At 65.5% G+C, this 20,035-nt stretch carries 16 protein-coding genes; 4 read left to right on the top strand and 12 right to left on the bottom strand.

Going from position 1 to position 20,035, the window contains the following annotated elements; translation table 11 throughout:
• The first annotated feature begins 263 nt into the window (after nucleotides 1–263).
• On the top strand, nucleotides 264–1,577 hold the full coding sequence (locus tag AC5RTT_RS02175) for a cell division protein PerM (protein WP_494143839.1): 1,314 nt from the start codon (nucleotides 264–266) through the stop codon (nucleotides 1,575–1,577).
• Nucleotides 1,578–1,598: 21 nt separating this feature from the next.
• Here AC5RTT_RS02175 and AC5RTT_RS02170 read toward each other — a convergent pair whose 3' ends face one another.
• Nucleotides 1,599–2,030 carry a hypothetical protein gene (locus tag AC5RTT_RS02170; protein ID WP_494143823.1) on the bottom strand — a complete coding sequence of 144 codons (432 nt, stop codon included), beginning with the start codon at nucleotides 2,028–2,030 and terminating at the stop codon, nucleotides 1,599–1,601.
• A gap of 39 nt (nucleotides 2,031–2,069) precedes the next feature.
• Here AC5RTT_RS02170 and purN point away from each other — a divergent pair, with 39 nt between their 5' ends.
• Nucleotides 2,070–2,639, top strand: a complete 570-nt coding sequence (purN, locus tag AC5RTT_RS02165; RefSeq protein WP_494143822.1) for a phosphoribosylglycinamide formyltransferase — start codon at nucleotides 2,070–2,072, stop codon at nucleotides 2,637–2,639.
• Between the two features lie 115 nt (nucleotides 2,640–2,754).
• Here purN and AC5RTT_RS02160 read toward each other — a convergent pair whose 3' ends face one another.
• Nucleotides 2,755–4,107 (bottom strand): MFS transporter, encoded by a 1,353-nt coding sequence (locus AC5RTT_RS02160; RefSeq protein WP_494143821.1) that lies wholly within the window; start codon nucleotides 4,105–4,107, stop codon nucleotides 2,755–2,757.
• Between the two features lie 141 nt (nucleotides 4,108–4,248).
• Here AC5RTT_RS02160 and purH point away from each other — a divergent pair, with 141 nt between their 5' ends.
• Nucleotides 4,249–5,934: a bifunctional phosphoribosylaminoimidazolecarboxamide formyltransferase/IMP cyclohydrolase gene (gene purH / locus AC5RTT_RS02155; protein WP_494143820.1), complete on the top strand. Its 1,686-nt coding sequence runs from the start codon at nucleotides 4,249–4,251 to the stop codon at nucleotides 5,932–5,934.
• A gap of 135 nt (nucleotides 5,935–6,069) precedes the next feature.
• Here the strand turns inward: purH and AC5RTT_RS02150 are convergent, their stop codons facing one another.
• Both AC5RTT_RS02150 and AC5RTT_RS02145 read right to left on the bottom strand, forming a co-directional pair.
• A complete protein-coding gene (locus AC5RTT_RS02150; RefSeq protein WP_494143819.1) occupies nucleotides 6,070–6,267 on the bottom strand; it encodes a hypothetical protein in 198 nt (65 codons plus the stop codon).
• The gene (locus AC5RTT_RS02145) at nucleotides 6,251–7,213 is read right to left on the bottom strand and encodes a trypsin-like serine peptidase (RefSeq protein WP_494143818.1); all 963 of its coding nucleotides are present in this window, start codon (nucleotides 7,211–7,213) and stop codon (nucleotides 6,251–6,253) included. Before AC5RTT_RS02145 ends, AC5RTT_RS02150 begins: the two co-directional genes overlap by 17 nt.
• A gap of 331 nt (nucleotides 7,214–7,544) precedes the next feature.
• On the opposite strand from AC5RTT_RS02145, the gene AC5RTT_RS02140 reads away from it, so the two are divergent.
• The gene (locus AC5RTT_RS02140; RefSeq protein WP_494143817.1) at nucleotides 7,545–9,764 is read left to right on the top strand and encodes an NADP-dependent isocitrate dehydrogenase; all 2,220 of its coding nucleotides are present in this window, start codon (nucleotides 7,545–7,547) and stop codon (nucleotides 9,762–9,764) included.
• Between the two features lie 129 nt (nucleotides 9,765–9,893).
• Here AC5RTT_RS02140 and AC5RTT_RS02135 read toward each other — a convergent pair whose 3' ends face one another.
• The 8 genes from AC5RTT_RS02135 to mmsA all read right to left on the bottom strand — a co-directional run bounded on the left by AC5RTT_RS02135 (nucleotide 9,894) and on the right by mmsA (nucleotide 19,960).
• Nucleotides 9,894–10,415, bottom strand: a complete 522-nt coding sequence (locus tag AC5RTT_RS02135) for a hypothetical protein (protein WP_494143816.1) — start codon at nucleotides 10,413–10,415, stop codon at nucleotides 9,894–9,896.
• The gene (locus AC5RTT_RS02130) at nucleotides 10,412–11,680 is read right to left on the bottom strand and encodes a serine/threonine-protein kinase (RefSeq protein WP_494143815.1); all 1,269 of its coding nucleotides are present in this window, start codon (nucleotides 11,678–11,680) and stop codon (nucleotides 10,412–10,414) included. The genes AC5RTT_RS02135 and AC5RTT_RS02130 overlap by 4 nt, the downstream gene beginning before the upstream one ends.
• A gap of 280 nt (nucleotides 11,681–11,960) precedes the next feature.
• The gene (locus AC5RTT_RS02125; protein ID WP_494143814.1) at nucleotides 11,961–13,421 is read right to left on the bottom strand and encodes a hypothetical protein; all 1,461 of its coding nucleotides are present in this window, start codon (nucleotides 13,419–13,421) and stop codon (nucleotides 11,961–11,963) included.
• Between the two features lie 88 nt (nucleotides 13,422–13,509).
• Nucleotides 13,510–14,451 (bottom strand): hypothetical protein, encoded by a 942-nt coding sequence (locus tag AC5RTT_RS02120; protein ID WP_494143813.1) that lies wholly within the window; start codon nucleotides 14,449–14,451, stop codon nucleotides 13,510–13,512.
• 209 nt (nucleotides 14,452–14,660) lie between these two features.
• Nucleotides 14,661–15,731 (bottom strand): Gfo/Idh/MocA family protein, encoded by a 1,071-nt coding sequence (locus tag AC5RTT_RS02115; protein ID WP_494143812.1) that lies wholly within the window; start codon nucleotides 15,729–15,731, stop codon nucleotides 14,661–14,663.
• A 180-nt stretch (nucleotides 15,732–15,911) separates the two neighbouring features.
• A complete protein-coding gene (locus AC5RTT_RS02110) occupies nucleotides 15,912–17,009 on the bottom strand; it encodes a substrate-binding domain-containing protein (protein ID WP_494143811.1) in 1,098 nt (365 codons plus the stop codon).
• A 50-nt stretch (nucleotides 17,010–17,059) separates the two neighbouring features.
• Nucleotides 17,060–18,352 carry a multiple monosaccharide ABC transporter permease gene (gene mmsB, locus AC5RTT_RS02105; RefSeq protein WP_494143810.1) on the bottom strand — a complete coding sequence of 431 codons (1,293 nt, stop codon included), beginning with the start codon at nucleotides 18,350–18,352 and terminating at the stop codon, nucleotides 17,060–17,062.
• Between the two features lie 45 nt (nucleotides 18,353–18,397).
• Nucleotides 18,398–19,960: a multiple monosaccharide ABC transporter ATP-binding protein gene (mmsA, locus tag AC5RTT_RS02100; RefSeq protein WP_494143809.1), complete on the bottom strand. Its 1,563-nt coding sequence runs from the start codon at nucleotides 19,958–19,960 to the stop codon at nucleotides 18,398–18,400.
• Between the last annotated feature and the right edge of the window lie 75 nt (nucleotides 19,961–20,035).

Below are 20,035 nucleotides of genomic sequence, written 5' to 3'. Positions count from 1 at the left end.
CATCTCTCATTCGCGGCTCCTGTTTCCCGGTTTACGGTTTCCGGGCCCTCGCTGGCCTGCTCGCGATGCTGCTGTTCGAGCACACGACAGGGGCCAGGCGTACTCTCGATGCACCTTTGGGGTGCCAGCGCTTGCAGTAAATCCCATTTTACGGCGGACCCCTGAAAAAAGCGCCGGGAAAAAGCCCTCTAAGTCTCGGTTGATGCGGGCCGGATGCCTGTCGCTTCCAGGCCTGGGGGACCCGCCGTGACACCATGGACACGATGAAACTGCGCGCCGACCAGACCGGAGACCGTGGCCTCCCCATGCCCCTGTGGCTGCAGGGTGCCCTTGAGACAGCCCAGGCAGCGGTCATTTGCGCGCTCGTGGTGATCGCGCCGATCATTGCCGTCTGGGCGACTGCAGGCTTCCGGGATGGGCAGTTCGAAACTCTGGCACGGCTCGCCGGGCAGTCCTGGCTGCTGGTCCACGGTGTGCCGCTCGCGCTCACGGCCGCGGGATCCGACACCGCTGCCCGCGGTGACGCCGGCCTCCTGACGCTCGTTCCCCTGGGGCTGACCCTGATCCCGTTCCTGCTGGCGTGGCGCGCGGGCCGGCGCCTGGCGCGGGCGTCCTACACGGACCAGCTCTGGCAGGCGCTCCTGGGATCGTGGCTTGTCTACTCCGCATTTGGTGCCGCTACCGGATTTGTCTGCCGCACGGCCGACGTCGGCATTAACCTGGGGCACGCGATGCTGTTCCCCCTGATTCCCTACGCCCTGGGAATGGTGATCGGGGCCCGCCGTGAGGCAGGGTCCTGGAGCCGGCTGATCGGCGTCGACGCCGTGGACTGGATTTCACGCACCAGCCAGCATTCCCGCTGGGCCGGCTCGTACCTCGCATCCGCTGCCAAGGCCGGTTTCGTTGGCGTGGTGTCCGCGCTGGCGCTTGCCTCGGCGTTGCTGGCCGTGGACTTGTTCACCCACTGGAACCTTGTGGTCGCCGTCTATGAGGCGCTCGACGCCGGCGCCGTGGGAGGCGCGGCCCTCACCGTCGCGCAACTTGGCTACCTGCCCAACTTGGTGGTCTTCGCCCTCGCATGGACGTCCGGTTCGGGCTTTGCGATGGGGGTGGGTTCCCAGGTTGGTCCGCTCGGCACGGCCGTCGGACCGCTGCCCTCCATCCCCGTCCTGGCGGCGATTCCGAGCGGGTCGCTCGATTATGCCTTCGTTGCCCTGATCGCCCCGGTTCTTGCCGGTGTCCTGGCCGGGTGGTGGTTCCTGCGGGAAGGTGAAAACCACTTTGACGAGTGGCTTTCCATCAAGGTCCGCGCGCGCTGGTTTACGGCCACCGTCTCCACCCTGGTGCTCGGCGTACTGACCGGGCTCGCGGCCGGGCTGCTGACCATGGCGCTGGCGTGGACGGCGCGGGGCTCGGCCGGGATCGGGCGGCTGACGGAAATCGGGCCCGACCCTTTGTGGACGGGAGTCTGGGTGGCAGCCGAGGTGGGGGCCGGCGTCGTCGTCGGCTACGCAGCCGGACCCTGGCTGGAACGTGAGCGGGCCGCAAAAGAAGCGGATGCAGAACTGGTCCACTAGCGTGGACGCCTTTTGTGGGTGCTAGGGGAGTTGCGCGGGCAGCGACTTCTCAAGCTGTACGCGGCACGCAGTCTGGGCCTGGTCCGTCAGCGCCCGGCCCACGCACGCCTGGTAGTCACGGATTTGCCCAAAGAACACCGCTGTGACAACGATCAGCAGCACCAGGATGGCCGAAACCACCATCCCTGAGATGGTGCCGATCAGGACGAGTTTGGACTCCCGAAACCTCACTGCCCGGATCAGCAGCACCACCCCCAGGGCCAGGCTGGCGGCCGTGAGGATGGCTGTCAGCCAGAGGTAGTTGACGTCCAACTGGTAGACGAAGAAAGCGCCCAGGACCGAGACGACGAACATCCGGAACAGCGTGTGGGTCCTGGCGAGCGAGGCTTTTGCTGCCTCGCTGAGCGGAGCTCTGGTCCGCTGCTGCTGCGCCGGTTCGGGGTTGCTGTTCATGTTTTCCAGCCTACGCGAGGCTGCCCATAAGCTAGACCAATGCGCATCGTAGTCCTCGTTTCCGGCACCGGGTCCAATCTCCAGGCAGTAATTGACGCGGTGAAGGCCGGCGAGCTGGACGTGGAAATCGCCGCTGTGGGTGCCGACCGCCCGGGGACTTACGGCGTGGAGCGCTCCGCCGCCGCCGGCATCCCAACGTTCGTGGTGGACTTCAAGGCCTACCCGGACCGGGCGGAGTGGAACAGCGCACTGACAAAGGCTGTGTCCGCCTTCGAGCCGGACGTTGTGGTGTCTTCGGGGTTCATGCGGATCGTGAGCCCGGAGTTCATCGACGCGTTCAACGGGAAATACCTGAACACCCACCCGGCGCTGCTGCCCGCCTTCCCGGGCGCCCATGGCGTGCGGGACGCGATGGCGTACGGGGTGAAAGTTACCGGCTGCACGGTGCACTGGGCCGACGCCGGCGTGGACACGGGCCCGATCATCGCCCAGGAAGCCGTGGCCATCGAGGACATCGACACCGAGGAAACCCTCCACGAACGGATCAAGGTGGTGGAGCGCCGGCTGCTGGTCTCCACCCTGGCAGCCCTCTCCGCCGCCCGGTCCTGACCCGCCGTCGACGCGCAGGTTACTTGTCGACGCTCACACGCATTGGCGCACCCAAAATACACGGTGCGTAAGTGCTCATGCGCGTCGGCAGCGGATGAGCGCGTCGAAAGCAGCCCTACTCGAGGCGGCGCTGCTTGGTCTCTGGGGAGAAGAACGCCATCCACAGCACCGCCAGCAGCACCAGCCCGCCGGCCAGGGCGAAGGACGTTGCGAGCCCCAGCTCGGGCCAGAAGTAGTGGGCGAAGATCAATGGGCCGAAGCCTGCGCCCAGCCGTGAGAACGTGGACGCCCAGCCGAAGCCGCTGCCGCGCAGCTCCGTGGGGTAGAGCTCGGACACGTAGGCGTACAGCACCGGAATGGCCACCTGCACCACGAACCCGAACACCAGCAGCCAGAACACCGCCGCTGTGGGGATGTCCACCACGAACGCCACGATCACCAGCGTCAGTGCGGACAGCGGACCGGTGATGGCCAGGATCCACTTACGGCCCACCCGCTCCACCAGGAGGGCGGCCACGATCACACCCAGCAGGCCGACGGCGGCCATGGACGCGGTGGTGACGAACGCCTTGTACTCCGCGAAGCCGGCGCCGATGAGGATGCGAGGCATCCAGGTCAGGGACAGGTAGTAGACCAGCAGGATGCTGAAGAACAGCGCCCATGCCGCAGCGGTGATCTTCCAGTTGAACTGCCACACGGACCGCAGCTGGGTCCAGGCGCTGCCGGCCGAGAGCCGCGGGACGTCCTTGGCGTCCGGCAGGCTGTAGGCGCGGGGCTCGGCCCCGGTTGCTTCCACCAGGCCGTCGATGACCTTGGCCGCCTCCTCCCGCCGGCCCTGGCGGATCAGGAACAGCGGTGACTCCGGCACGCTCCGCCGTACCCAGAAGACGAGCAGTGCTGGCAGGACCATGACCAGCATGGTGAAGCGCCAGTCGCCGTACAGGGCCACCAGGCCCGCCGAGACGAAGCCCGCAAGCGCGGCTCCGATGGGCCACCAGCCGTCCATGGCGGTCAACACCTTGCCGCGCTGCTTCCGTGGCGTGAACTCACCCACCAGTGCATAGTCCACGGGAATGCACCCGCCCAGGCCAAAGCCGGCCATGAACCGGAACATACAGAACCAGATGAAGTCGGGGGAAAAGGCGCCGAACACGGTGAAGAGCGAGAAGATCAGCAGCGTCGCCGTGAATGCCTTCTTGCGCCCGATGGTGTCCGCGATGGTGCCCCAGACGAAGGCGCCGAGGGCCATGCCGATGAGGTTGGACGTTCCCACCCATGCCACTTCACCCGGAGTCAGTGCCCAGTGCGTGGAGAGCAGCGGAATGAGGATGCCGTTCAGGGTCACATCCCAGGCATCGAACATGAACCCGAGCCCGCCGATCAGGAAGATCCTGCCCTGGACTTTCCATCGCCAGGGCAGTTCCTGGACCACCTGCTCGCCGCTCGGCACAGTGGTGTAAGTATTCATCGCAGCCTCCTGGGAAAAACTCTAGCCGGGCCCACTGGCGTTCACACTCAGGCTGACACGCGGGGCAACCTGCGCTTCGCGATAAACTGGCCCTATCCCCACCAACCGCGGCACTGTTCGCGAGATAAGACGGAGACATTTGTGAGCTTCACGCAGCATGAGCGCGTATCCATTGACCGTGTTCCCATCCGCCGGGCGCTGATCTCGGTATACGACAAGACCGGTCTGGAGGAACTCGCCCAGGGCCTGCACGCAGCGGGAGTGAAGCTGGTCTCCACCGGCTCCACGGCCAAGAAGATCGCCGCCGCCGGCATTCCTGTCCAGGAGGTTGAGGAAGTCACCGGCTCGCCGGAGATGCTGGACGGCCGCGTCAAGACGCTGCACCCGCGGGTCCACGGCGGCATCCTCGCAGACCGCCGCGTGCCCGCCCACATGGAAACGCTCAGCCGCATGGAGATCGAACCTTTCGACCTGGTGGTGGTGAACCTCTACCCGTTCGTGGAAACCGTCAAGTCCGGCGCGGCCCAGGACGACGTCGTCGAGCAGATCGACATCGGCGGCCCCGCCATGGTGCGGTCGGCAGCAAAGAACCACGCCGCCGTCGCGATTGTGGTGGACCCCTCCTTCTACGGCCAGGTGGTCGCAGCGGCCGCGGAGGGCGGCTTCGACCTGAAGACCCGGCGCCGGCTGGCCGCCAAGGCGTTCGCCCACACCGCTTCCTACGACAACGCCGTGGCCACCTGGACGGCCAGCCAGTTCCTGGACGAGGACGGCGACGGCGTCATCGACTGGCCCGCCTACGCCGGCCTCTCGCTGGAGCGCTCCGAGGTCCTGCGCTACGGCGAGAACCCGCACCAGCAGGCAGCCCTGTACGTGGACAAGGCCGCGCCGGTGGGCATCGCCCAGGCAGACCAGTTGCACGGCAAGGCCATGAGCTACAACAACTTCGTGGACGCCGACGCCGCGCTGCGCGCAGCCTTCGATTTCAGCGAGCCCGCCGTGGCCGTCATCAAGCACGCCAACCCCTGCGGCGTGGCCGTGGGATCCGCGGACGCCGCGGACCCCATTGCAGATGCGCACGCCAAGGCCCACGCCTGCGATCCCGTTTCCGCGTTTGGCGGCGTGATCGCAGCCAACCGTCCGGTCACCGCCGGCATGGCCAACACCGTCAAGGACATCTTCACCGAGGTGGTCATCGCCCCGGGCTTCGAGCCGGAAGCCGTTGAGATTCTCTCCAAGAAGAAGAACATCCGCCTGCTCGCCCTGCCCGAGGGTTACGGCCGGTACCCCACGGAGTTCCGCCAGGTATCCGGCGGCATGCTGGTCCAGGTCAGCGACAAAGTGGACGCCGACGGCGACAACCCCGCCAACTGGACGCTCGCAGCGGGTGAAGCGGCGGATGAGAAGACCCTCGCGGACCTTGCGTTCGCCTGGACCGCCTGCCGTGCGGCGAAGTCGAACGCCATCCTGCTTGCCGCTGACGGTGCCGCCGTCGGCATCGGCATGGGCCAGGTCAACCGCCTGGATTCGTGCCGCCTGGCTGTGGAGCGGGCCAACACGCTGGGCGTGACGGTGGAGTCCGACGTCGATGGTGCCGGCGGCGCGTCCAACGCCAGCGCGTCGAACGCCCCTGAGCGTGCCCGCGGGGCCGTTGCCGCCTCCGACGCGTTCTTCCCGTTCGCCGATGGGCTGCAGATCCTGATCGACGCTGGCGTCCGCGCCGTGGTCCAGCCCGGCGGTTCCGTCCGGGACGATGAAGTGATCGCGGCAGCCAACGCGGCCGGCATCACCATGTACTTCACGGGTGCGCGCCACTTCTTCCACTGATCCCCACCGCCTCCCTAACCTCGCTGCCGCTCGGCCCGGGAACCCGGGCGGCGTGGGCCCAGCGCCTGCAGAATGGACGACGGCGCCTGTCCCCGCGAAGGGGACAGGCGCCGTCGTTCGTGTTGGGCAGATGGTCTAGGACCCGGCTTCACCAGCGCCCGCGTCCCTCTGCTTGAGACGCGGACCCTCCGCCGGAAGCCGGAGCTCCCGGGGCTTTGCTTGTGCCATCCGCTGCTTAGTCCAGTACTCGAGGATCTCCTCGTGCGTCTGCGTCACGTCGCTGCGGGTGACCGAAGGGTCCTGGCCGGATTCGTTGCTAGGAGAGTGCTGCACTTTGGTATGTTGCCTGGATGGCCGTGCCCCAGTACGGGCCGTACATCACGTTGGAGCCGGTGTAGCCGTAGCTGTTGACGGAGTTCTGGACGCCGGAGGAGCTGGTGCCGATGAACCACGGGCCGCCGGACGAGCCGCCGGTCATGTCGCAGGGGATGCCCTGCGTGCCAAACTGCGGGTTGTTGCCGTCAGGGCTGGCCGTTCCGGTGCAGCTTTTCAGGGTCTCGCCGTTGAACGGGCGGGCCGCGGGGTAGCCGAAGGACTTATAGGTGAGGCCGTACGCCTGGTTGAAGGCGACGCCGGACCCGCCAACCACGTCGGTCAAGTTCTGGTTGTTCTGCCGGTTCATCACGGCGAAGCCGGTGTCGTAGGCCATGTCCCCGCCGGCGCTCCACTGAGTGGGGGCGAAGTACTTCCGGGCCGTCCATTTTCCGTACGGCGTAGCCCCGTTGTCGTAGGCAGGAACAAAGATGAAGTTCGTGGCGAACGCACCCGGGCCCTCGTTGAGGCAGTGCCCCGCCGTGGCTACCGTGCTCTTATTCACCGACGACACCGCGTTGGCAGAGCACACATAGTTCGCGCCACCCAGGGTGAAGAAGACCTTCCCGATGTGCTTCACCGGGGCCTCACTGGCAGCGATGGTCTGCTTGCCGCGCGTGGGGCTGACCTGCGAGCCCTTTCCCTTTTCGACGGGGACAGCTGAGCGGTTGCCACGTTCCAAGGCCTTGCCGGCCAAAACATCGCCCGGGATGGCGCCCTTCATCTTGTCCGCCGTCCAGTATTCGGCCGCGCCGGTGCCGTCGACGGTGACGCTGGCGATGGCCGGGGTGTTCTTGTCTTCTGTGGCGTCCGGTGCGGCTGAGGCTCCGCCGGCCGTGGCAACTGCCAGGACGGCGGCGGCTGAAAGGCTCAGGAAGCCCGAAGCGAGAGACCTGGTGCGTGTCATTGGTGTCCTGTCTGAACGGGGTATCGGCCCCGCCGCGGGGCGGAGAGTGACGTAGCGAATTTACCGCCGCATGACAAGTTTGTAAATAGTAGTGACGTATCATGTAGGGCCCTGCGCCGGTCCCCGGCGCGGGAAGGCAGGCATATTCCGACGGCGGGAGGGCACGCGGGTGCGTGCCGCCGTCGGCTGTTCTCCATCGCTGTAATCCTGCTCACCGCGGGGTAATCAAGCGGCGCCGGTAAGGTTCAAACCCGTGTCCTCGGGTAAGTTGTAAATGGTGAAATAGACCGACATTTCACAACCAAGCCGACCCACAGGGAGACGCCCGCGCATGTCCAAGATTATCTACACCCACACCGACGAAGCGCCGATGCTGGCTACCTATTCGTTCCTGCCCATCATCGAGGCGTTCGCTTCGACTGCAGGTGTGGAGGTGGAGACCCGCGACATTTCGCTCGCCGGCCGCATCATCGCCGTGTTCGGTGACTACCTCACCCCGGAGCAGCAGATCGGTGACGCACTTGCTGAACTGGGCGAACTGGCGAAGACGCCGGAAGCCAACATCATCAAGCTGCCGAACATCAGCGCGTCCATCCCGCAGCTGAAGGCCGCTATTGCAGAGCTGCAGGGCCAGGGCTACGCACTGCCGGACTACCCGGACAACCCCTCCTCGGATGAGGAGACGGCCATCCGCTCCCGCTACGACAAGATCAAGGGCTCGGCCGTGAACCCGGTCCTGCGCGAGGGCAACTCGGACCGCCGCGCTCCACTGTCCGTCAAGAACTACGCCCGCCAGAACCCGCACTCCATGGGGGCCTGGACCGCAGACTCCAAGACCAACGTGGCCACCATGGGCAAGGACGACTTCCGCTCCAACGAGAAGTCCGTGGTCATCGAGTCCGAGGGCAGCATCACCATCCAGCTGGTCCGCGAAGACGGCTCCGTGAAGGTCCTGAAGAAGGCCTTCCCGGTCCAGGCCGGCGAGGTTGTGGACGGCACCGTCATGCGCGCCGCCGCACTGGACGAATTCCTCAAGGCCCAGGTTGCCCGCGCCAAGGAAGAGGGCGTGCTGTTCTCCGCACACCTGAAGGCCACCATGATGAAGGTTTCCGACCCCATCATCTTCGGCCACGTGGTCAAGGCCTACTTCTCGGAGCTTTTCGAGACCTACGGCAAGCAGCTCGCCGCCGCCGGCATCAGCCCGAACAACGGCCTGGCCGCCATCCTGAGCAGCCTCGAAGACCTGCCCGAGGACGTGCGCGAAGGCGTCCAGTCGCTCATCAAGAAGGGCCTCGAAGACGGTCCCGCGCTGGCTATGGTGGACTCGGACAAGGGCATCACCACCCTGAACGTCCCGTCCGACGTCATCGTGGACGCGTCCATGCCGGCCATGATCCGCAGCTCCGGCCACATGTGGGGTCCGGACGGCAAGGAAGCGGACACCCTGGCCGTCCTGCCGGACAGCTCCTACGCCGGCATCTACCAGGTGGTCATCGATGACTGCCGCGCCAACGGCGCCTACGACCCCACCACCATGGGTACCGTGCCGAACGTCGGCCTCATGGCGCAGGCCGCAGAGGAATACGGCAGCCACGACAAGACCTTCGAGATCCAGGAGCCGGGCACCGTCCAGATCGTTGACGGTTCCGGCAACGTCCTGATCGAACACCAGGTCTCGGAGGGCGACATCTGGCGCGCCTGCCAGACCAAGGACCTCCCCATCCGCGACTGGGTCAAGCTGGCCGTTACCCGCGCCCGCGCCTCCCAGACCCCCGCCGTGTTCTGGCTGGACGAGGAGCGCGCCCATGACGCCAACCTCATCGCCAAGGTCAACGAGTACCTGAAGGACCACGACACCGAGGGCCTGGACATCCAGATCATGTCCCCGGTCAAGGCCATCGCCTACACCCTGGAGCGGATCCGCAAGGGCGAGGACACCATCTCCGTGTCCGGCAACGTCCTCCGCGACTACCTCACGGACCTGTTCCCCATCCTGGAACTGGGCACCAGCGCCAAGATGCTTTCCGTTGTTCCGCTGATGAACGGTGGCGGCCTCTTCGAAACCGGCGCCGGCGGTTCCGCACCGAAGCACGTCCAGCAGCTCCTGAAGGAAAACCACCTGCGCTGGGACAGCCTCGGTGAGTTCCTGGCCCTGGCCGTCAGCTTCGAGCACCTGGCCACCACGGCGGGCAACGCCCGCGCACAGGTCCTCGCAGACACCCTGGACCGCGCCACCGGCACCTTCCTGCTGGAGAACAAGTCCCCGAGCCGCCGCGCCGGCGAGCTCGACAACCGCGGCAGCCACTACTTCCTGGCCCGCTACTGGGCCGAGGAACTTGCCAAGCAGACGGACGACGCCGACCTCGCGGCCGCCTTCAGCTCCGTCGCCGACGAGCTGACCTCCAAGGAGGACACGATCGTTGGCGAGCTGGCCCAGGTCCAGGGTTCGCCCGTGGACATCGGAGGCTACTACCATCCGGACGACGCCAAGGCTTCGGCAGTGATGCGCCCGTCGGCCACCCTGAACAAGGTTATTGCCACCCTGAGCTAGGTGAAGCGCTGCTGCGGCAGCCGCAAAGACGAAGGAGGCGGTGCCCCGTAAACGGGGCACCGCCTCCTTCGTCATGACTGGCGAATGGTGGCTGAGCCTAATTGAGGCCAGGTCAGAGCCTGCAGCGGCTTAGTCGTTGCCCTTGCCCCTGTCATCCTTCTTGTCGTCGTCCTTGTCGGCCTCCTTGTCGGCCTCCTGCGGCTGGGGCTCCGGCACCGGAGCGGGTGCCGGCTCCTGGACGGCCGGGGGAGGAGCCTGGGTAGCGGCCTGCTCGGCGGCGGCCTGATCAGCTGCCGCCTGCTCAGCCGTGGCTTTTTCCGCTGCAGCCTTTTCCGCCGCGGCTATTGCATCCTCGAGGTCTGCGCGCACAGCGGTGGCGATGGTGGTGATGCTCCGCCGTCGTTCCTCGGAAATATCGCCCTTTGCCTGGGCAGCTTCAAGCTCGGCTTCGAGCCCGTCCAGGGCTTTCAGGGCTGCCGCAGGGTCGCTTTGCGACGAAGCCTGCGTCACCTCAAGGACCCGGGCCTGGAGCTGGCGGGCAGCATCACGCTGCAGTCCCGTTTCCGAGGTAGCGCAGCCGGTGAGCAGGCTTGCTGCCACCAGGGTGGCCGACCAGGCAAGGGCCAGCCGGTTGCCCTGGTTAAACCTCACGGTTCCACGCTTTTCTGCAACTCTTCCAGATGCTCACCCAGGACGCCGGTCACCTCGGGATAGGGCACGACGTCGGCGGGAGACTGGGCGTTGAGGGTCATCAGGACCGCGGCGACAGCCGCGGCAACTACCACCAGCCCCATGACCAGGGCCAACCAAAAGCGCTTAGTCCGGGTTTGCGGATGCAAGGAAGGTCCTGCGACAGGATTTTCAGCCGGTGCAGGCTGGACGGCCTGCGGTTCAGGGCGGGCTGCTGCGGGTTCGTCCTGTGCTGCTGCAGGTGCGGGTTTATCGGGGGAAGCAGCCGCCTCACGGATCTCTTCCACCGATTCCTCGGCTGTGATGGATGGCGGGTGGAAAGGCATGGCGGGCAGCACCCTGGTTGTTTCCGGCGCCAGCTCCCCGGGGGTCGAGGCCGGTGACACCAAAGCCTGCCGCAGCGCGGTTTCGATGTCCGCCGCGGCTGGCCGTTCCAGCGGCTCGATGGCGGTCATGGAGCGGATGAGGTCTGCCCATTCGGAGGGGACGTCCTCCGGAATCTCGGGTGCCCGGTGCAGGCGGGCAACCGCAGACTCCACCGCGCCGCCCGGGTACTCCACCACGCCCTTGATGCATTCCAGAAGCACGAGGCCCAGCGAATAAATATCCGATGCGGGGGTAAGGGGCTGGCCCATGGCCTGTTCAGGGCTGAGGTAGGCGGCCGTCCCCACCATGGTTCCGGTCGCCGTGAGCCTGGTTGAATCGGCGATCCGGGCGATGCCGAAGTCGGTCAGCTTCGGGCGCAGCGGCTCGCCGGGACGGATCTGGACCAGCAAGATGTTCGCGGGCTTGATGTCCCGGTGAATAATGCCGAGCCCGTGGACGTAGGCCAGGGCATCGGCGATGCCCGCGCCGATCACGGCCAACTCCTCCAGCGGGACGGTGCTGTGCCGGATCCGGGTGCGCAGGTCCTGGCCCTCCACCAGTTCCATGGTGAGGAACGGGCGGGGCTCGTCGGGTATGCGGTCATCGATCCCGGCGTCGAAAAGGGTGACCAGGCCCGGATGATTCAGTGTGGCCAGAAGCTGGATTTCTGCTTCCTGGCGCTTCAGTTCGTCGGCGTCCGGGGCCTGCGGTGCGAAGAGCTTGAGGGCTACATCGCGGCCCAGGTTTTCGTCCCGGGCACAATACACGGATGACATTCCGCCACGGCCAATAACTTCACCCAACCGATAACGTCCGCCAACCACTTCATTCGTAATGGAGCTAGGCGATTCCGCCACCATGACCGTTCCTCCCGGTGCGCTGCGGCACTGTCGTACTCAAATTATACGGGGGCTGCGGCCGAACTAGCGATTGGTCCGGATGTACCGGTGGGGGCATACCGGTGGTCCGGAGGCGAAACAGGTGCTTTCGCCACCGGACCACCAGCCACAAGGACATGTGTGCTGAGGACATGTTTGCGTTTGATTTTGGTGCTTCTAGGCGGCCCTCCTCTCCTTCAGCCTGCTGGTTGCTGCCGCTTCAGGCGCATGGCGCAGGCGTTGTCTGATGCCTTTAGTACGGTTAGGACACCTTGCGCTTGCGAAGCATCAGGAGTCCGGCCACCAGCAGCAGCAGGGCGAGCGGGACCAGGGAGGCGTCCATGCCCGTGTTTGCCAGGGTATTGGCGGCCCGGGGCTGCACGTTCCGCTCGGTGGTGTCCGCTGCAATGGCGCCGCCCACCGCGGTGGAACCTGCCGGTGCTACGGAGAAGCTGCCGGTCCCGGCGGTTGCAGTGCCTCCGCCGTTGGCGCCGTTGTTCGTGCCCGTGGTGCCGTTGTCGGTATCTCCGCTGCCGGAGCCGTTATCGGTGCCGCCGTTGTCCGTGCCGGGATCAACGGTGCCAACACCGCCGGTGTTGCCATCGCCCGGAGTACCGGTGCCGGGGTTTTCGGTGCCCGGAGTCTCGGTGCCATTACCGCCACCGATGAGGCCGATACCAAGGTCAATCCCGAGATCGACACCTGCATCGAGGCCGCCGTTGCCGCCGGTGGTTCCGTCGGTGGTGCCCGTGCCGGTGCCGAGGTCGACGCCGAGGTCGGCGTCTACGACAGTGTCGAGTCCGCCGGTGGTGCCGTCAGTGCCGGTGACGTTTCCTAGGCCCAGGTCCAGGCCGAGGGCTGCTTCAACGGCGGCATCCAGGCCGCCGTTACCGCCGGTGGTTCCGTCGGTGGTGCCGGAGCCGGTGCCGAGGTCGAGGCCGAGGGCGGCGTCTACGACGGTGTCCAGGCCGCCGGTGGTGCCGTCAGTGCCGGTGACGTTTCCGAGGCCCAGGTCGAGGCCAAGGGCGGCGTCAACCGCAGCATCCAGGCCGCCGTTGCCACCGGTGGTTCCGGTGCCGAGGCCGAGGGCTGCGTCAACCGCAGCATCCAGGCCTACAGTGGTTCCGTCCGCACCCGTCACACCGCCCAGCCCCAGGGCTACGTCGGCGGCAACGGCTGCATCTGTTGCTACGCCGTCTCCGCTACCGACGCCCAGGGCGATGTCAGCTGCTGCAGCCATATCAGTGGCGCCTGTGCCTGTGCCGGTGGCTGTGCCGAGGGCGAGGGCGGCGTCTGCGGCTACTGCCACGTCCGTGGCGGTCGTATCGGCAACCGTTCCGGTCCCGAGGCCGACGGCGAGATCCGCTCCCGCGGCGACGTCGGTGGTACCCGTAGCGGTGCCGAGGGCGAGGGCGGCGTCTGCGGCTACTGCCAGGTCCGTCCCGGTCGTATCGGCAACGGTTCCGGTTCCGAGGCCGACGGCGACGTCAGCTACGACGGCGGCATCTGCTACGGCGGCGACGTCCGTTGAGCCGGACGGCGTTGGGTCACCCAGCAGGCCCAACGACGTCGTGTCAGCGGACGCCGCCCCCGATATGAGGGCGGAGGCGGAAAGATCCGATCCGCTAGTGGTGTCCGCAGCGTTTGCCGCGGTGCAGCCGACGGCTAGGAGCCCGCCGGCAAAGAGGGTGCCAAGCAGCCCCCTGCGAAGGTTGGAACTCATGGTGATGTCTCCTGAAAGAGTTGAGGTTCGGGCGCTGGTCAGCTGCCCGTATGGCCACGTGCTGCCCAGAAGGGCAGGGTGGACTCAACTAGTCAGGAGAAGAACCGGGGTCGAAGGACACCGGTGCGGGAACGTGCTCGGAAGCATCGTCGGCGAGTACTGCGCCGGCATCAGGAAGGTTGAAGTGGAAGGTGTTCAGCCACGCGGCGGAGCCGGAAGAACCGGCGGGGGAACCGCCGCTGCCACTGCCTGAACCGGGTGCAGCCGGGACCTGGGCAGGGTGCGGTGAGGCCTCCGTCGTATCGGGCTTGTCACCAGTCAGTGCCGTCACGGTGCGGCCGGCCGGGGGAACGGCAGATGTGCCTGCGAGAGCGGTTGCCTCCGTGCCGGCCGTTCCTGCTGAAGGTAGAGCTGGAGCAGAAACAAGGGACCGGTCGCCGGCAGGCACCACATCGGTCACTGCAGATGCGCTTCCGGAATCTGCTGTGACGGCCGGAAGGACGTCCGCTGCAGGTTCTTCCACGGCTGCCCCGGGCAGTTCGGGGACGGCAACAGGAAGCGGAGCCGTGCCGGTCACAACATCCGCGACTGGCTGCAGCACGGGCTCAAGTGCAGGAAGGGTCTCAACGACCGGCGGCACAACAGTTTTCACCACGGCTGTGGTTGCGCCGTCGGCAATCTGTGCGACCGGCGCGGAGATTCCAGTGACAGTGCCGGCCGGAACCACCTGATTCACCACCGGTACGGAGGCAACGAGGTCATCCGCCACAGTTGAGACCTGCCACACCACGGGCTGCAGCAGGCCGGCCGCAGGTGGCGCTGGGGACTGGACAGGTGGTGCGGGCAGTACCGGGACAAGATTCTCCGCCACCGACTGCGTTGAGCTAGTGGCGCCCCCCAACAGGGATGACGTGTCCGGAAGCAGATCTGCAGAGGCGGACGTGGCCGAGAATGTCAGCCAGGTGAAGGCAGCGGCGCCGGCCAGAAGGACCGGCCGCAGGGCACGCCACGGTGAACGAGATTCACCCACGCGTATCACCCCCAGTACTGCTGCATTCGACGATGCCTATAGCGTAAGACCGGATATTGCGGAAAGTCTAGGGAGTCCTAAAACAAATCGACAAAGTCAGAACATTCCCGGGTAAACATCATGACAGCTCGCAAATGTCCGTCATGCAAATGTTGCAGGAGAAAAGCAGGCAGGCGTTCTAATGCGAATCGGCCTCTCAGTTATGCCCTTCAGTGGCTGTCATTTGGGTAGCTGACGCCGAGCTGGGCACGCACGCCGTCAAAGAGGCGCATCGTGTTCAGCGAATCCTCGAGCGGCATGACGGGGCTTTCGGTGAGGCCCTGCTGGATGCAGCGTGTCACCTCGCGCAGCTCGTAGGTGTAGCCCTTGCCCACGACGTCGAAGGTCTCGGTCCTGTGGTTGGTACGCCCTGTGACAACGCTGAGTTTGTGGGGGTTGTTGATGGATCCGATGCTTTGCAGGAAGCCGAGGTTGCCCGCCACGGTAGCGGTGCGTGGACCGTGGGACAACAGCGATGAGGTGAGCTGGACCTGCGCGCCGTGGCTGTAGCCAAGGGTCATCGCATTCTGGGCGTCCACGCCGTCGTCGTTGACGAAGCCGGTGGCGCTGACCGTCTGCGGAAAGCCCAGGGTTCCCAGCGCCCACAGCAGGGGGTAGACCGAAATATCCAGGAGTGCTCCGCCGGCGTCCCCGCGTGCCCACAGTCGGGAGGTGGGGGAGTACGGAGCGGGGAAGCCGAGGTCGGCCGACACCCAGTGAAGGTCTCCGAGTTCGCCGGAGGCGGCAATCTCGAACGCCCGCTGCATGCTCGGCAGGAAGCGGCTCCAGACTGCCTCCATCAGGAACAGGTTGCGCCTGCGGGCGACGTCGATGAGCTCCGCGGCTTCCCGGGCATTGACAGTGAAGGCCTTTTCGCAGAGGACGTGCTTGCCGGCGTTGAGGGCCGCGAGGACAATCTGGTGGTGCTGGGCATGCGGGGTTGCGACATAGACGACGTCCACCGCGTCATCGGCGAGCAGCCGCTGGTAGCCATGCAGGCCGTCGTCGTCCCCGTACGCAGTGGAGACGCCGTAAGCCGCGGCGAAGGCATCTGCCGTCCCCTGGCCCCGGGAACTGACGGCATAAAGTTCCGCGTCCTCCAGCAGGGCAAGGTCCTGGGCCACTGACCGGGCAATGCCGCCAGTGGCGATGATTCCCCAGCGCAGGGAGTCCCCGGTGGCGGAACGGGGGTCCGTGTTGGGCTGGCTGGACAGCCACGGCGTGGCGATGGGCGCGCTCATGGCCCAATCCTGTCACAGCGCTGCGGAAGGGTTTGCTGTTTACCCGCCATAACTGCGCAGGCGTTCGGGAATGGGCCGCCGGAAGTGAGAGAGCGTTCGTCAGGAGGGCGCGGTGAGACGCCTGCAACATGAGGAAAGCCCGGCCCTCCAAGACGGAGGACCGGGCTTTTCCGGAGGGGACTACTTGGTGATGGGCTCGAGTACGGGATCGCCCTGGTAAGCGGTCTTCACGTTCTCGTCGGTGACGATGACCGGTTCCAGCAGGTACGCCGGGACTGTCTTGACGCCGTTGTTGTAGGAGTTGGGGTCGTTGATCTCCAGTTCCTTGCCGGCCTGGAGGTCCTTCACCATGGTGACGGCGTGCTCCACGAGCTTCCGGGTGTCCTTGTTGATGGTGGAGTACTGCTCGCCGGCCATGATCGACTTGACTGACTCAACCTCGGAGTCCTGGCCGGTGACGACGGGGATCTCCTTGCCGGCGGCCTTGACGGAGGTCAGGACTGCGCGGGCCAGGGTGTCGTTGGGGGAGAGGACGCCGTCCAGCGACTCGCTGGAGTAGCTGCCGGTGAGCAGGGTGTCTGCGCGGCGCTGGGCGTTCTCAGCCTTCCAGCCCTGCGTGACAGCCTGTTCGAAGTCGGTCTGGCCGGAAAGGACCTTCAGGGTGCCGTCGTCGATCTTCGGCTTGAGGACGCTCATGGCGCCGTCGAAGAAGACCTTCGCGTTGGCGTCGTCAGGGGAGCCGGCGAAGAGTTCGATGTTGTAAGGACCGGAACCCTTCTTCTCTTCGAGGCCTTCCAGCAGTGCCTGGCCCTGGAGCTCGCCCACCTTGAAGTTGTCGTAAGCCACGTAGTAGTCCACGTTCTCGGTGTTCAGCAGCAGGCGGTCATAGGCGATGACGATGGCACCGGAATCCTTGGCCTGTTTGAGCTGGGTGCCCAGCTGGGAGCCGTCGATCGCGCCCACGATGATGACCTTGGCACCCTTGGTGACCATGGCGCTGATCTGGTTCTGCTGCTCGGACACGCCGCCGTTGGCGAACTGCACGTCAGGCTTGAAGCCAGCCTCGCTGAGGCCCTCATTGAACAGCTTCTCCGCGAGGACCCAGTTTTCACTGGTCTTCTGCGGAAGCGCGACGCCAATGGAGGCGCCCTCTTCGAATCCGCCAGCACCCTCGGTCCCGCCGCCGGTTGTGGTCTCGGAGCGGCCGCAGCCCGTCAGCGCCAGTGCTGCGATGGCAGCTACCGCTGCGGCCTTTCCTGCTTTACCAAACATACGCATTGTTGGTTCTCTTTCTCTGTTGTGGTGAAACGCTATTCAGGCTGTAAGGCTTAGGCTTCCCGGGCAATGGCTTCCTTGGTGGAAGTGGTCTCGTCCGGCTGGAGGGGGTTGCTGGGCCCGCCGCCGGAGGCGCGGCTGCCGCCGGCGTTCCTCATCAGCAGGCCGATGATCGACTTCTTGCCCTGGCTCTTGTTGTAGACGTCGAACGCGACGGCGATCAGGAGCACCAGGCCCTTGATGATCTGGGTGAGGTCCGCGCCAATGCCCAGGAGCTGCAGGCCGTTGTTCAGGACTGCCATGACCAGGCCACCGATGATGGATCCGACCACGGTGCCCACACCGCCGGTGACAGCTGCACCGCCGATGAAGACTGCGGCGATGGCGTCAAGTTCCCAGCCGACGCCGTCGAACGGTCCGGACGCGGTGGAGCGTCCCACGAAGATCATGCCTGCCAGGCCGGCCAGCATGGACATGTTCATCATGACCAGGAAGTTGACCTTCTTGGACTGGACGCCGGACAGTTCGGCGGCGTGACGGTTGCCACCCACTGCATAGACGTGGCGGCCCAGGACGGTGCGGGAAGAGATGAAGCCGTAGATCAGGACCAGGACTGCCAGGATGAGGCCGGGGATCGGGAACGACGTGCCGGGCCGACCGGTGGCGAAGAGGTACGTGGCGTAGAGGATGGCGGCCGCGATCAGGACCAGTTTCAGTGCGGTGACCCACATTTCCGGGACCTCCGCGCCCAGGGCCTTGGCGCGTGCACGGGAGCGGAGTTCGCCCCACACCACGAACGCAGCGGCCGCGATGCCCAGCAGGAGGGTGAGGTTGTTGAACCCGGTGTTCGGGCCGACTTCGGGAAGGTAGCCTGCCCCGAGGTACTGGAAATCGCTCGGGACCGGGATGGTGTTGGACTTGCCGACGAACTGGTTGAAGCCGCGGAACAGGAGCATGCCGGCGAGCGTGACGATGAATGCGGGTATCCCCACGTAGGCGACCCACCACCCTTGCCAGGCGCCGATCAGCGCCCCGAGCGCCAGGCCCAGGAGCACGCCGGCGTACCAGGGGATGCCCCAGTCCCTGATGGCCAGGGCAACGGTGACCCCTACGAAGGCTGCAATGGAGCCCACGGAGAGGTCGATGTGCCCGGCGATGATGACCAGGACCATGCCGATGGCCAGGATCAGGATGTAGGAGTTGCCGTTGAAGAGGTTGATGACGTTGCCGGGGGTGAGTGTCCGGCCGTCGGTGGCGATTTGGAAGAAGGCGATCAGTGCCACCAGGGCGAAGATCATGCCGAACTGGCGGGTGTTGCCGCCAAACAGCTTCTTGAGGGCGTTCATGGTGTCAGTCCTTGTGTCCGGAAGGTTCTGGGATGATCCAGAGGGTCAGGCGGCTTCGGCTTTTCGTGCGGAGGTCATTAGTTTCATCAGGCTTTCCTGGCTGGCCTCGTCTTTGTTGAGGACGCCGGTGATGGCGCCTTCGAAGATGGTGTAGATGCGGTCGGACAGGCCCAGGAGTTCGGGGAGCTCCGAAGAGATGACGATGACCCCCTTCCCCTGGTTGGCGAGTTGCTGGATGATGCCGTAGATCTCGTACTTGGCGCCAACGTCGATGCCGCGGGTGGGTTCATCCAGGATCAGCAAGTCCGGGTCGGTGAACATCCACTTCGACAGGACCACCTTCTGCTGGTTGCCGCCGGAGAGCTTGGCAACCCCTTCCTCCACGGACGGGGTCTTGGTGCGCAGCGACTTGCGGTACTGCTCAGCCACCGTGAATTCCTGGTTGGGATCCACCACGAAGTTGCGGCTGATCTTCCGCAAGTTGGCAGCCACCGTGGTGGTCTTGATGTCGTCCAGCAGGTTCAGCCCCAGGGACTTGCGGTCCTCCGTGACGTAGCCCAGCCCGGCGTCGATGGCCTGGCGGACGGACTTCAGGGTGATTTCCTTGCCGTCCTTGTAGATCTGGCCGCTGATGAACCGGCCGTAGGAGCGGCCGAAGACGGAGCGGGCAAGCTCGGTGCGGCCCGCGCCCATGAGCCCGGCGAACCCGACGATTTCGCCCCGCCGGACGAAGAAGCTGGAGTTCTTGCAGACCAGCCGGTCCTGCACATTGGGATGCCCCACGGTCCAGTTCTTGACCTCGAAGAACACCTCGCCGATCTTGGGCGTGTGGTCCGGGAACCGGGATTCGAGCGCGCGGCCCACCATGCCCTTGATGATGCGGTCCTCATCCACGCCGTCGGCCTTCACGTTCAGCGTTTCGATGGACTTGCCGTCACGGATGATGGTGATCTCGTCGGCGATCTGCTCAATCTCGTTGAGCTTGTGGGAGATGATGATGCTGGTGATGCCCTTGCCCTTCAGGCCCAGCATCAGGTCCAGCAGGTGCTGGGAGTCAGACTCGTTCAGCGCTGCAGTGGGCTCGTCCAGGATAAGGATCTTCACGGACTTGTTCAGGGCCTTGGCGATTTCCACCAGCTGCTGCTTGCCGACGCCGATTTCCTTGATGGGGGTATCCGGGTCCTCGCGCAGGCCCACCCGGGCCAGGAGGTCCAGTGACCGGAGCCGTGCTTCCGCCCAGTCAATGACACCGCGCTTGGTGGGTTCGTTGCCCAGGAAGATGTTCTCCATGATGGACAGTTCCGGGATCAGCGCCAGCTCCTGGTGGATGATCACGATGCCGGCCTGCTCGCTGGCCCGGATGTCCCGGAACTGCTGGACCTGCCCCTGGTAGACGATGTCGCCGTCATAACTGCCGTAGGGATATACCCCCGAAAGGACCTTCATCAGGGTTGATTTGCCGGCGCCGTTCTCACCGCAGATCGCGTGGATCTCTCCCGCTTTAACCCGCAGGCTTACGTTATCCAACGCCTTCACGCCGGGAAATTCCTTGGTGATGGACCGCATCTCGAGGATGATCGGTTCGTTTTGCGTGGCCTGGGACGTCATAAGCCCTAACCCTCCAATGCAATGACTTCTTTGTCCGGCCGGCAAAGCGCAGGGCCGTCTGATGAAAAAGTAAAC

It is taken from the genome of Arthrobacter sp. Y3221157 (assembly GCF_059089865.1).
The sequence above is the reverse complement of the archived record's forward strand: the minus strand, read 5'-3'. Positions and strand labels throughout refer to the sequence as shown.

Bases quoted from the DNA above. Each gene is read 5' to 3' on its own strand.
- AC5RTT_RS02125 (WP_494143814.1), bottom strand. From the start codon at position 13,421: ATGAGTTCCAACCTTCGCAGGGGGCTGCTTGGCACCCTCTTTGCCGGC.
- mmsA (WP_494143809.1), bottom strand. From the start codon at position 19,960: ATGACGTCCCAGGCCACGCAAAACGAACCGATCATCCTCGAGATGCGG.
- AC5RTT_RS02145 (WP_494143818.1), bottom strand. From the start codon at position 7,213: ATGACACGCACCAGGTCTCTCGCTTCGGGCTTCCTGAGCCTTTCAGCC.
- AC5RTT_RS02170 (WP_494143823.1), bottom strand. From the start codon at position 2,030: ATGAACAGCAACCCCGAACCGGCGCAGCAGCAGCGGACCAGAGCTCCG.
- AC5RTT_RS02130 (WP_494143815.1), bottom strand. From the start codon at position 11,680: ATGGTGGCGGAATCGCCTAGCTCCATTACGAATGAAGTGGTTGGCGGA.
- AC5RTT_RS02110 (WP_494143811.1), bottom strand. From the start codon at position 17,009: ATGCGTATGTTTGGTAAAGCAGGAAAGGCCGCAGCGGTAGCTGCCATC.
- purN (WP_494143822.1), top strand. From the start codon at position 2,070: ATGCGCATCGTAGTCCTCGTTTCCGGCACCGGGTCCAATCTCCAGGCA.
- AC5RTT_RS02140 (WP_494143817.1), top strand. From the start codon at position 7,545: ATGTCCAAGATTATCTACACCCACACCGACGAAGCGCCGATGCTGGCT.
- AC5RTT_RS02175 (WP_494143839.1), top strand. From the start codon at position 264: ATGAAACTGCGCGCCGACCAGACCGGAGACCGTGGCCTCCCCATGCCC.
- AC5RTT_RS02160 (WP_494143821.1), bottom strand. From the start codon at position 4,107: ATGAATACTTACACCACTGTGCCGAGCGGCGAGCAGGTGGTCCAGGAA.
- mmsB (WP_494143810.1), bottom strand. From the start codon at position 18,352: ATGAACGCCCTCAAGAAGCTGTTTGGCGGCAACACCCGCCAGTTCGGC.
- AC5RTT_RS02115 (WP_494143812.1), bottom strand. From the start codon at position 15,731: ATGAGCGCGCCCATCGCCACGCCGTGGCTGTCCAGCCAGCCCAACACG.